Source organism: Psychrobacter sp. FME13, from assembly GCF_014861395.1.
Classification (GTDB): domain Bacteria; phylum Pseudomonadota; class Gammaproteobacteria; order Pseudomonadales; family Moraxellaceae; genus Psychrobacter.
Genome location: NZ_RRYV01000022.1, coordinates 25,685 through 36,985 on the forward strand (window position 1 = coordinate 25,685; position 11,301 = coordinate 36,985).

At 41.0% G+C, this 11,301-nt stretch carries 13 protein-coding genes; 8 read left to right on the plus strand and 5 right to left on the minus strand.

The window, feature by feature from the left end:
• Positions 1-230: 230 nt before the first annotated feature.
• Positions 231-1,577, minus strand: a complete 1,347-nt coding sequence (gene gdhA / locus EI164_RS04860; protein ID WP_192518861.1) for an NADP-specific glutamate dehydrogenase — start codon at positions 1,575-1,577, stop codon at positions 231-233.
• 666 nt (positions 1,578-2,243) lie between these two features.
• Between gdhA and EI164_RS04865 the strand changes: the two genes are divergently transcribed.
• From EI164_RS04865 to EI164_RS04890, 6 genes are all read left to right on the plus strand, one after another.
• Positions 2,244-2,606, plus strand: coding sequence for a roadblock/LC7 domain-containing protein (locus EI164_RS04865; RefSeq protein WP_192518862.1), 363 nt, complete (start codon positions 2,244-2,246; stop codon positions 2,604-2,606).
• Positions 2,607-2,843: 237 nt separating this feature from the next.
• Entirely contained in the window at positions 2,844-3,338 is a 495-nt protein-coding gene (locus tag EI164_RS04870) for a PAS domain-containing protein (RefSeq protein WP_192518863.1), read from the plus strand.
• A gap of 3 nt (positions 3,339-3,341) precedes the next feature.
• Positions 3,342-4,091, plus strand: a complete 750-nt coding sequence (locus EI164_RS04875; protein WP_192518864.1) for a PhnD/SsuA/transferrin family substrate-binding protein — start codon at positions 3,342-3,344, stop codon at positions 4,089-4,091.
• 124 nt (positions 4,092-4,215) lie between these two features.
• Positions 4,216-4,839, plus strand: a complete 624-nt coding sequence (locus EI164_RS04880) for a hypothetical protein (RefSeq protein WP_192518865.1) — start codon at positions 4,216-4,218, stop codon at positions 4,837-4,839.
• Between the two features lie 41 nt (positions 4,840-4,880).
• Positions 4,881-5,495 (plus strand): hypothetical protein, encoded by a 615-nt coding sequence (locus EI164_RS04885; RefSeq protein WP_192518866.1) that lies wholly within the window; start codon positions 4,881-4,883, stop codon positions 5,493-5,495.
• Positions 5,496-5,857: 362 nt separating this feature from the next.
• Entirely contained in the window at positions 5,858-6,553 is a 696-nt protein-coding gene (locus EI164_RS04890; protein WP_192518867.1) for a haloacid dehalogenase type II, read from the plus strand.
• Between the two features lie 43 nt (positions 6,554-6,596).
• Here the strand turns inward: EI164_RS04890 and EI164_RS04895 are convergent, their stop codons facing one another.
• Together EI164_RS04895 and EI164_RS04900 are read right to left on the minus strand one after the other, a co-directional pair.
• Positions 6,597-7,145: a GNAT family N-acetyltransferase gene (locus EI164_RS04895; protein WP_192518868.1), complete on the minus strand. Its 549-nt coding sequence runs from the start codon at positions 7,143-7,145 to the stop codon at positions 6,597-6,599.
• 261 nt (positions 7,146-7,406) lie between these two features.
• Positions 7,407-8,531: an S-(hydroxymethyl)glutathione dehydrogenase/class III alcohol dehydrogenase gene (locus EI164_RS04900; protein ID WP_225739114.1), complete on the minus strand. Its 1,125-nt coding sequence runs from the start codon at positions 8,529-8,531 to the stop codon at positions 7,407-7,409.
• 150 nt (positions 8,532-8,681) lie between these two features.
• On the opposite strand from EI164_RS04900, the gene EI164_RS04905 reads away from it, so the two are divergent.
• Entirely contained in the window at positions 8,682-9,584 is a 903-nt protein-coding gene (locus tag EI164_RS04905) for a LysR family transcriptional regulator (RefSeq protein ID WP_192518869.1), read from the plus strand.
• Positions 9,585-9,822: 238 nt separating this feature from the next.
• On the plus strand, positions 9,823-10,335 hold the full coding sequence (locus EI164_RS04910; protein WP_192518870.1) for a DUF302 domain-containing protein: 513 nt from the start codon (positions 9,823-9,825) through the stop codon (positions 10,333-10,335).
• 87 nt (positions 10,336-10,422) lie between these two features.
• Here EI164_RS04910 and EI164_RS04915 read toward each other — a convergent pair whose 3' ends face one another.
• Together EI164_RS04915 and EI164_RS04920 are read right to left on the minus strand one after the other, a co-directional pair.
• On the minus strand, positions 10,423-10,710 hold the full coding sequence (locus EI164_RS04915) for a DUF4031 domain-containing protein (RefSeq protein ID WP_192518871.1): 288 nt from the start codon (positions 10,708-10,710) through the stop codon (positions 10,423-10,425).
• Positions 10,711-10,754: 44 nt separating this feature from the next.
• Positions 10,755-11,174, minus strand: coding sequence for a PACE efflux transporter (locus EI164_RS04920; RefSeq protein WP_192518872.1), 420 nt, complete (start codon positions 11,172-11,174; stop codon positions 10,755-10,757).
• Positions 11,175-11,301: the final 127 nt, after the last annotated feature.

The window sequence follows — 11,301 nt, forward strand, 5'->3', positions numbered from 1 at the left end:
CATTAGCTATACACTTATGTTAACGAGATTTTCTACTTGCTATAGGATGAAAAAGTATCAAAGTGTAATCACACTGTTTGAATAACCAATCTAAATATAGTACTGATACAAGTATCTATGTTCGATGAGCAGGCGTATGGTGTCGATAAAAAAATACTGCATTTATCGTCTTAGGATAAATGCAGTATGGATGTTCTCAACACTTACGTGGAGCAATAGACTAGAGAGTCTTAGTTTAAGATACCAAAAGCCACCAATGCATCAGCCACACGTTTAAAGCCAACCATATTAGCACCCGCCATATAGTCGATATAGCCATTGTCAGTTTGACCATATTGCTCTGAGGCATTAGCCGCACTATTATGAATATCTTTCATAATACCTTTTAAACGCTCATCGACTTGCTCAAAGGTTTGATATTGACGGACGGAGTTTTGCGACATCTCAAGCGCAGACACAGCGACACCACCAGCATTTGCGGCTTTACCAGGCGCATAATGGACGCGATGCAAGCGAATATAATCAATCGCTTCCGCAGTTAGCGGCATATTGGCACCTTCAACTACATACGTTACACCATTTTCAACCAATCGCTTAGCATCTTCTGCACTCACTTCGTTTTGAGTGGCACATGGCAACGCAATATCAGCCTCAAACTGCCATGGTTTTTGTTTGGCAAGCCATTCGCCACCATAGACATCGACATACTCTGCTAATGGTTTGTTTTGATATTTTTGTTTTTTGAGCCAATTAATTTTCTCTTGATTAAGACCTTGTTCATCGTACAAAGTCCCTTGTGAGTCAGATACCGTGATAGCTATACCGCCAAGCGCATTCACTTTTTCAGCGGCGTGGAGTGAGACATTTCCAGCGCCTGAGATAAGTACTTTTTTGCCTTTGATGTTATCACCTTGGGCGATAAGCATGTTTTCTAAGAAATAAACGGCACCGTAGCCAGTCGCTTCTGTGCGCATCAAACTGCCACCGAATCCCACGCCTTTACCAGTAAGAACACCAGTCGACTCACGTGTCAAATTTTTGTACATCGCAAACATATAGCTGACTTCTCGACCACCAACACCGATATCACCAGCAGGCACATCCATATCTTTACTTACATAGTGATATAACTCACGCATAAAGGCATAGCAAAAACGACGGATTTCACTATCCGTTTTACCTTTAGGATCAAAATCAGAGCCACCTTTACCACCGCCAATCGGCAAGCCCGTTAAAGCGTTTTTAAAAATTTGCTCAAAACCTAAAAACTTCAGTACTGACTGATTAACCGTAGGGTGAAATCTAAGACCGCCTTTGTATGGTCCTAACGCATTACAGAACTGAACACGCCAACCACGATTGACTTGCACGTTGCCTTTATCATCTTCCCAGTTAATCCGAAAGCCAAATACCCGATCAGGCTCCACCAAACGCTCAAATACTTTCAAAGTATTGTATTCAGGATGAGCATCATATAAAGGCTGAATCGTAATGGCCACCTCTTTTACTGCCTGAATGAACTCTGGCTGATGCGCATAACGTGCTTCGACTTTTTTGATGGCCTGACTGATACTCATATATTTCTTCCTTAGGATCAAATGGTGATTGTACTTATTTACATCAACATCACGTCATATAAAGGCTGACGAGGAAATTTTTAACGCTGATATAAAACTGAAATCGCTTCTATACAAGGTTATGTATAGAAGCAAGGGGGATTAAAAACTGATTATGTATGTGACTACATTACACATATAGAGATAAAAACTATTTTTATTCCATAATTATATATCATTTTTTAGGTACATAAGTCTAGTAAATATCATCATCATGAAAGTTTATGATCAATAGCTAAGGCATATCCTTAATTCAATCAATAGTCGCTTAAAGCGTTTAAAAATGATTCAGCTTTATCATTGATTTTCAAATAAGAACACACCCTACAAGTATCTTAACGCAACTAAAGACAGTAACATTTTACTGGCATGCTAGGCACTTGTATTAGCTTTTACCAAAAAAATAAACACTTGTTTTTATTTGTATATAAATTTAAGATAAAAGGTCGATAAAATATAACAAACGGTAAAAAAATATGGAAAAATGGCTTTTTTTCCGTTGCAGTATATATCAATGTTAACAACAAGGGTTTATAATCACCCGTCTATACAACATATAGTTATGTCTTTTTCAACATTATCAATAGCTATTCTATCAATCCCACAATCTATCATAGAGAAAGCGATATGCGTACAGACTCATTCCAGCAAATTTTGGAAGACCTAAACAGTTCATCAACGGATGTTGAAGCATCTGCCTTAATTTCTAACGATGGTCTTATGATTGCCTCAGCACTACCAACAGGCATTGACGAAGACCGTGTTGGTGCAATGTCAGCAGCTTTGCTGTCATTGGGCGATCGTGCAGGCCGTGAGTTGGCGCGTGGTAGTATCGATCGTATTATGATTCAAGGCGAGCAAGGCTACGTTATTATGACATCATCGGGAGATGAGGCGGTACTGACGATTATGGCAAAACCAAATGCGAAACTTGGTTTGATATTCTTAGACATCAAGCGTGCATCAGAAGCCCTTGCAAAACTTATCTAATGAGCGATTTTAGAGGTTTGTTAAACGAGAAACCTTACTTTAAATCAAAACTGAGTGACTGTCTCATAAAAACTATTTAAGATAATACACACTATTTTATAAGATCAGTGCTTAAATAAGTGTTAGGGTCAATAATAAGCTAAAACTCTATTCACTATAAATAACATTCTCGACAAGTTCCACATAAAGCTGGCTTTTTAATCATTATGAATACAACGATCCATAAAGGAGATTACTATGGGTTCTCCAATCCCTGATGCACATAAGCCTGATATGCCTGCTAAGCAGATTACTATAACTTACCATGATGGCACCTCACGCACTGTCTATGACACGGGTATTGAACGCCCTTATCCTGATGGCAAGCTGATTGTATCGCGTACTGATTTGAACGGTATACTGACACATACCAATGATGCTTTTGTTGAAATTAGCGGTTACACTATTGAGGAACTAATCGGTCAACAACATTACATTTTGCGCCATCCTGATATGCCAAAAGCTGCTTATAAAGACTTGTGGAGTACTGCAGTCTCTGGACAAAAGTGGCATGGCTATGTCAAAAACTTGTGCAAAGATGGTAGTCATTACTGGGTCTATGCTACTGTCGTGCCGAATGTTCGTCACGGCAAAACAGTAGGCTATACATCAGTACGACGCAAACCATCACGCAGCAAGATAGAAGCAGCGATAGCGTTGTATGCTGAAATGAAAAAAAATGAGGAAGATTGAGTCATGACGACACATAATATGTTAATCGCCCCAGATTTTTCGCCTGAGCGTTTCGCAGGCTGGCACATGTTCAATACGTTGATTCAAAAACGTGCTAACTTAAATATGCACTTGAACATTCCATCCTCACATGATGAGCAAGAGCAAGTCATTACTGCTGGTAACATTCAAATCATTTATGCCAACCCTTTTGATGCAGCAACATTGATTCGTGAGCAAGGCTACCGTGCAGTCGCCCGCCCTATCGGAAAATCTGATGAGATGGTCATTGCCGCTGCAGCAAAGAGCGATATCAACTGCTTAGAAGACATAAAAACTGGCGCTACTGTAGCAATGGCCGATAACCGTGATGTTAAACTAGTTGGCCTACGCTTATTAGAAGCCATTGATATAGAAGAAGCTGATCTGACTTGGGATATCACTGAAACTTATCAAGCAGCAGCTCGAAAAGTCATTAAAGGCGAGGCCCAGGCTGCCTTTTTTTTAGCAGAGATATTTCATAGCTTTTCTCGTCTGACCAAAACTCAACTATCAGTACTTATCGAAAGTGATTTGGCTGATATCAGTCATGTACTGCTTATTAAAGAGGATTTCCCTGACACCGAAATCTTTATGAATGCCATTCTCAATCTGCATAATGACGACGATGGTAAAGAAGCATTAGCAGAACTGGGTATGCCTCATGGATTTGAAGCGATGGATGAGGAAGATGCTGAATTTATGATAGATTTAATGCAGACCTTGCTTGACTAGTTTTTCATTGAGATATTGACATATTGCATCGTTTTGCTTGCTTAGGTCATAGCCTATTGCACCTTAATGGTCGCTATATAATATGAGCCATACAATAGCGACTATGACTTACAAGGACACTATTATGTCTGATTTAGATCTTATCAAAGAAAATGAGATGGAAGCTCGGCGAGTATTTCGTTTATACTCACGTAAAGTATTTTTGGCACCCAACAATCGTCATTTTCACGAACAACGTATCAATGCTGCGCTATTATTGAACGAAAAAGAGCCTTTACAAGGTGCCGTTGCAGACTTTTTTTATGGCTGTTGGTATGATATCCCTTATGATGTAAACAACTTGTTTATTCGTGTCAAAGGTCGGCTTTACCCTCATATTGAGCAAGGGTTCCGCGAATGTATCAATAAGAAAAGATACATTCAACGCAATAGTATGCTCGCAACCCGTTGGAGCGTGTTGGTTTCGCCTTCTCTCAATGAACAAAAGCGACGACTACGTATCAGTAGCGATGATGCCAAAGAAATATCTAAGGACATCACAACTGAACTGATGCAAGCACGTGATGATGAAGACTGGGGTACAATTGAGCAGATCGAAAACGAATTTTTTGCTCACTGTATCGCACGCAATGATCGGCTTGCCTTCTCTTTAGTATGGTTTCGCTTAGGCAAAAGCGACTGGCAGTTTGATGAACGTTGGAATAACTGTCAACAAAACCTTGATCAAACCCAAAACATTAAAACTTAATTTATTGCCTATTTATAACCTTTATTATAACGGTAGCTGCTATGTCTTCTTATTTAAATGCTGATAAAACGTATCTGACTTTAACTCCAGCCGGTATTTTTGAGGCATTTTCTCAAAGTGAACCCACTGATAAGCAGTTATCATTACAAGACTTACTGTCTTATGCACAGACACTGCTCGCAGCCGAATGGCTAGAACGCTACTCTGATGAATGGTTGCAAAACTTTATCGAGCAAGGTTGGATTGAAAAACTGTCCTTGCTTTTACCAGCACCTAATCTACCACTAGATCAGTTCTTACCCTACGTGGTTGCTAGCTTGTCAGGGAAACGCCGTGCCGCCATCGGCTCTGATGAAGGATTCTGTTTGGCACGCATTGGCTACAGCCAAGAAGAAGCCGATATGTTGAGTGTCGCAGCGGCTGACTTTTCAGGATTTATACTACGTCAAAAACAACGTGGTTGGGCAGTAGAAAGCCAAGCCATCTCGTTTTTTCAGCAGGTTGATATGTTGATTCCTGAGACCAGTTTTGTGTTTTTATGGATTGATGGTTCAGGCTACGTACTCATCATCGATGGCGAACCTCTAACCAACAGCCGTGCTTTTGTAGAACTGGTATGGGCGTTAAAAACTTCAGGATTAAGATTTCTTAGCTAAAATTTCTTAGCTAGAGCATTAAACCATCTAACATCATACATGCAACTGGCCCTAGGGTCTGTTGTTACCGTAGACTACTCTATCAATCTGCTACAACGTCACTTTTGCCTGATACTTAACATACTCTAATGTTTCAATTATCAACGTTAATGCCCTGCGAATTAACAATTCATACCTCTTACTTCGTCATACTGTCTTCTATCAATATTCTGTTTTGGGATATTATCCAATACTTTCGCTTAACTGGTCAGCATGCTTTATTAGGTTTGTTGGCTCTCTATGACTTATGAAATTTATGGTTTATAAAATTTATGGCTTATGAAACAGTCATAACCTGCTAGCTCTCAACAACAGGAGTCTATATGTCCGTTAACTCAACCCACCCAATTATTGTATTTGATGTCAATGAAACCTTGCTAGATATTGAGACCTTAACCCCTTTATTCACTCGCTTATTCGATGACAAGCTCATGCTAAGAGAGTGGTTCGCTCAACTGGTACTCTACTCTCAAACCATGACGCTATCAGGGCTGTATGCACCTTTTGGTGAGCTAGGTGTTGGCGCCTTACAGATGACTGCTGATATCCATAAAATCACGCTGACAGATGACGATATCACAGAACTCAAAACACTCATGGGAAAAATGCCGGCCCATCCCGATGTCATACCTGCATTGACCAAGCTACGTGATGCAGGGTTTCGACTGGCGACATTGACCAATTCAGCAAGTAGCACCTCTCCTTCACCACTCGAAAAAGCCGGTATCAGTCAGTTCTTTGAGCAGCAATTCAGCGTAGAAACTGTCGGAAAATTCAAACCCGCACCTGAGACTTATCAAATGGTCGCCAAGGAAATGTCTGTTGAGACGTCAGATTTATGCCTCGTAGCTTCTCATCTTTGGGATACGATAGGCGCTCAAGCGGCTGGTTGCCAAGGTGCATTTCTAAAACGCCCTCATAACGCTATGTTACCTGCGTCCAATGTACCGACACCGAATTTTATGGCCTCAGATCTTGTCACGCTTGCTAAGAAAATCATACTCGATGCTAAAAACTAGAGGCTGTTAAACAAGAAAGCTATTACCGTCAATAATTAAAATTTTACCGCCACTGCTCCTGAGTAATTTTATATAGCACATGCTCAGCAAGTGGATGGTTAGACTCAAGCATTGGATGATAAAAGTTTTCTTGCGTATCAGTCATGCCAATGCGCTGCATGATTAATTGCGAGTGCTTGTTAATAACAGCCGTAAACGCGACGACCTCATCAAGCATTAACGTTTCAAATGCAAACGTTAATGAAGCTCTTGCGGCCTCCGTTGCATAACCTTTTCCCCAATAATCTTTGTGTAGTCGCCAAGCCATCTCTACAGCAGGTGCAAAAGGCATATCAACATGTGCTTCATTTAAGCCAACCATACCGATAAAGGCATTCGTCTCTTTTAGGCTCACGGCCCAAAATCCCCAGCCTTTATCTTCAATAAGCTTTGAACATTTATTGGCTATGGCATCGCTCAATTTTGGTGACAGTGGCTTGGGAAAATACTTCATGACGTCAAGATCAGCATTCATTTCAGCAAAGACAGGTAAATCACTCGCCTGCCACTGTCTAAGATAGAGACGTTCCGTTTCTATTGTCTGAGGTTTCATACTGTTTGACCTTTTGCTTTATGCTTTATGCTTTATGCTTTATGCTTTATGCTTTATGCTTTATGCTTTAGCCTAAAAAAATACCGCTTCCATCTTAGAAGTGGTATTTTTATCATTACTATAGGCGATTTAATATTAAAAAATACAGCGATACGGATTATATTTTGCGTAGCCTCTGTCTGCGTAGGCACAGCAAGCAAGAAAAATATAACCGATATCGCGTGGTTGTATTTGTATTTTTTATTTAGGGCTGACTATCGTTTAAAAATGGATAACGGTACGAATGCTCTCGCCCTTATGCATTAAGTCAAAAGACTCATTAATGTCTTCCAATGGCATGGTATGGGTGATGAACTCTTGTAATGGGATCTCACCTGCCAGATAACGTTCAACGTAGCCTGGTAATTCTGAACGACCTTTTACCCCGCCAAATGCTGAGCCACGCCAGACGCGCCCAGTCACAAGTTGAAACGGACGGGTAGAGATTTCTTGCCCTGCACCTGCGACACCGATGACGACCGACTCGCCCCAGCCTTTATGGCAGCACTCAAGTGCTGAACGCATGATATCGACATTACCGATACATTCAAATGAATAATCCACACCGCCATCGGTTAATTCCACGATGACTTCCTGAATGGGCTTGTCGTAATCTTTCGGATTGATGCAGTCAGTCGCACCTAATTTTTTGGCCAATTCAAACTTGCTCTCATTAATATCAATTGCAATGATACGACTGGCTTTTGCCATCGCAGCACCGATGACTGCCGATAGACCAATGCCGCCGAGACCAAAGATAGCAACGGTCGCACCCTCTTCGACTTTTGCGGTATTCATGACCGCACCCATACCCGTGGTGACACCACAACCCAGCAAACAAACTTCCTCTAACGGTGCTTCTTTATTGACCTTGGCCAAAGAAATTTCTGGCAAAACCGTATATTCAGAGAAGGTTGAGCAGCCCATATAATGATAGATTGGCTTACCATCTTTATAAAAACGCGTGGTGCCATCTGGCATTAGGCCTTTACCTTGGGTTTCACGTACCGCCGAGCACAAGTTGGTTTTGCCCGACGTACACATTTTGCAGACTTTACATTCCGCTGTATATAAAGGAATCACATGGTCACCAACTTGCACGCTAGTCACGCCCTCACCGATCTGCTCAACGATACCGCCACCTTCATGACCTAAAATCGCTGGGAATACGCCTTCTGGGTCTTCACCAGAGAGCGTAAACGCATCGGTATGACAAACACCACTTGCTACGATTTTTACCAATACTTCGCCTTTCTTTGGCAGCATCACATCTACTTCTTCGATAGATAGTGGTTCATTTGGCCCCCAAGCGATGGCGGCTTTAGATTTGATAAATTGATCTGACATAGCTGTCTCTCTTTTTAGTTCGTTATTAGGCATAGCCTGTTGGGGCCAATATCTGAAACATTTCGAAGCGGATACTTCTCATTATAGTTATTTCTAGCATGATAACAATATGCTATATTTGCAAATAACTTTTACATATTGGTAATAATCATGCGTTGGGATGGGGTCAGTGAGTTTGTTTATGTTGCAGAATACGAGAGCTTCACGCGCGCCGCCAAAGAACTAGGTATCTCAACCGCACAAGTCAGCCGACAAATCAGTGCATTAGAGAAACGGCTTAATATTAAACTGCTATATCGTACAACACGAAAAGTCTCACTCACAGAAGAAGGACGTGTTTTCTATCAACACTGCCGTGGTGTATTAGACGGCTTAGATGCTGCTGAACAGGCGGTCAGTCGCTTTCAATCAACGCCACAAGGTCGAATTAAACTAACGGCACCTATGACGTATGGCGAGCAGCAATTATTACCGCTGATCAATGATTTTATGGTGCAGTATAGTAATATCGAAGTAACAGCGTTTTTGAGTAATCAAATGATTGACTTGATTGATGGTGGTTACGATTTAGCGATTCGCATCGGTAAATTAAGCGACTCAACGATGATGGCAAAGAAGCTCAGCCATCGCACTAACTTTGTCTGTGCCGCGCCTTCTTATCTCGATACATATGGCACGCCTCACTCTCTGAATGATTTGAGTCATCATAACTGCTTACTGGGTACTCGTGATTATTGGTACTTTAGAGATGCCGACCAAATAGATAGCGATCAAAAAACCAATAACAGTGTCAAAGAAAAAAACTTGCGTGTCTCTGGAAACATCCAATATAACAATGGGCATAGCCTAGTCGATGCCGCTTTGAAAGGTTTGGGTGTCGTCCAGCTGCCTGACTATTACGTGCAAAAGTATTTAGAATCAGGGGAGCTGATAAGCTTATTGGATGACTATCGAGAGCCAGAAGAAAGTATTTGGGCTATTTATCCGCACAATCGTCATTTATCACCAAAGATTAGGTTGCTGGTAGACTATCTGGCAGAACGTTTGGCTTAAGAGTCCGTTAACGCACTTTGTCATGATGCTTTTTATTGTGTGCGTTGTTATGCGTGTTGTTATGTTCGTTGTTGTACTCGCTATTATTTGAGTTGCTATGCAAGGCTGATTACGGATAAGCTAATTACGGATAAGCTAATTACGGATAGGTTGATTACACACAAGGTTATGATGCACAATGAATGTTCGATGTTGCCAACTATTACGGATAACCAATCACCATAAAAAAGGATGACTCATGATTAAAATCGTCTCTATCGCTGCTTTGGCTTTGGCCATGACGGCTTGTGCCAGTGTTGAAAACGTTCTAAATGCACCCACCTCTTCGCTAAAAACCACGACAACGGCTATCAATGCTGAAAAAGGCTTGGTAACCATGCAAAGCAATCATTCCGTGCAAGATACTGCCGATAAGCTGGTCTCAGTTATCGAAAGCAAAGGCATGAAAGTATTTGCGCGCGTCGATCATCAGAAAAATGCACAAGGTGTCGATTTAACCTTACGACCAACCCAGGTCATTATGTTTGGCAACCCTAAAGCCGGTACGCCCTTGATGAACTGTGAGCAGACTGTCGCCATTGATTTACCACAAAAAATCCTCATCAGCGAGGATGCTGATCAAAAAGTATGGCTGTCTTATAACAATCCTGAATATCTCAAAACCCGCCATAATATCGAAGGCTGTGATACCGTCATTGATAATATCTCAAAAGCATTAAATGCGGTCAGCACAGCAGCGGTTGCTAAGTAATACTACACTCAAAAAACACGACCTAAAAAAACAGAAAAGGTGGGTTAGCCAAAACATAACCCACCTTTTTATTTGTTTATGCATTTATTACAAACAATCGGACTGTGCTATTTGTGTATGTAATTCTACTTTTAGCTTCTTTGCACACTCGATAATTTTTCTTCGATCGGCAGGAATTGCACCATACTCAATCGCTGTTTCTCGCATCTGCACAGTGACATCATAATGCGGATAACTGGCGTTACGATGAAACAGGCGCGCATCTAATTCAATCAATGCTGCAAAATCATGCAATTCTTGTAATGTATCAGCTAATAGATGACACCACTTATAGCCTTTAAATTCTATTTGCATAAAATCCACATATATCGCCATCTCAGTTACCTGTCTTATTTATCGTATTGCTTTAGATTGAAGCATCAATCAGCTTCAACAATAGGAAACACTCTGTCGTAAACCCAATTAAAGACAAAAGCATATACTAAATAAAATGTCGCCATAGCGATATCCATTTTAAAAGCTGCCCACAAACTGATGTCCAAATACCAAGCAATCGCTGGCAAAAACAGCACTAGCAAACCACCTTCAAACAGTGCAGCATGTAGTACTCGTATGGCAACCGTCTTTTTTACCTCACCACGTAGTTTAAGCAGGGCGTTATCAAATAAGATATTATAAAAATAATTCCATACCGTCGCGACGATAGAGCCAGTCAATGCTACGACGCCCATGGAATGCAGCTCAAAACCAAATACCCAACTTGCCAGCGGTGCAAAAATCAATAGACCGATGAGTTCAAACCCTACAGCATGACGAATACGATCTTTAGTGCTACGCATGGCTCGTTCCACACCTATCTCTCATTTATCCACTCGCTATCGTTAATAAGTGCGACTGGCTAATAAGTACTGCTATAGTCAGCTCAAAATAAAATTGTTATGGTTAGGGCAAACATCATAAAACAAT

Bases quoted from the DNA above. Each gene is read 5' to 3' on its own strand.
- EI164_RS04865 (WP_192518862.1), top strand. From the start codon at position 2,244: ATGCGTACAGACTCATTCCAGCAAATTTTGGAAGACCTAAACAGTTCA.
- EI164_RS04875 (WP_192518864.1), top strand. From the start codon at position 3,342: ATGACGACACATAATATGTTAATCGCCCCAGATTTTTCGCCTGAGCGT.
- EI164_RS04880 (WP_192518865.1), top strand. From the start codon at position 4,216: ATGTCTGATTTAGATCTTATCAAAGAAAATGAGATGGAAGCTCGGCGA.
- EI164_RS04905 (WP_192518869.1), top strand. From the start codon at position 8,682: ATGCGTTGGGATGGGGTCAGTGAGTTTGTTTATGTTGCAGAATACGAG.
- EI164_RS04920 (WP_192518872.1), bottom strand. From the start codon at position 11,174: ATGCGTAGCACTAAAGATCGTATTCGTCATGCTGTAGGGTTTGAACTC.
- EI164_RS04890 (WP_192518867.1), top strand. From the start codon at position 5,858: ATGTCCGTTAACTCAACCCACCCAATTATTGTATTTGATGTCAATGAA.
- EI164_RS04915 (WP_192518871.1), bottom strand. From the start codon at position 10,710: ATGGCGATATATGTGGATTTTATGCAAATAGAATTTAAAGGCTATAAG.
- EI164_RS04900 (WP_225739114.1), bottom strand. From the start codon at position 8,531: ATGTCAGATCAATTTATCAAATCTAAAGCCGCCATCGCTTGGGGGCCA.
- gdhA (WP_192518861.1), bottom strand. From the start codon at position 1,577: ATGAGTATCAGTCAGGCCATCAAAAAAGTCGAAGCACGTTATGCGCAT.
- EI164_RS04910 (WP_192518870.1), top strand. From the start codon at position 9,823: ATGATTAAAATCGTCTCTATCGCTGCTTTGGCTTTGGCCATGACGGCT.
- EI164_RS04885 (WP_192518866.1), top strand. From the start codon at position 4,881: ATGTCTTCTTATTTAAATGCTGATAAAACGTATCTGACTTTAACTCCA.
- EI164_RS04870 (WP_192518863.1), top strand. From the start codon at position 2,844: ATGGGTTCTCCAATCCCTGATGCACATAAGCCTGATATGCCTGCTAAG.
- EI164_RS04895 (WP_192518868.1), bottom strand. From the start codon at position 7,145: ATGAAACCTCAGACAATAGAAACGGAACGTCTCTATCTTAGACAGTGG.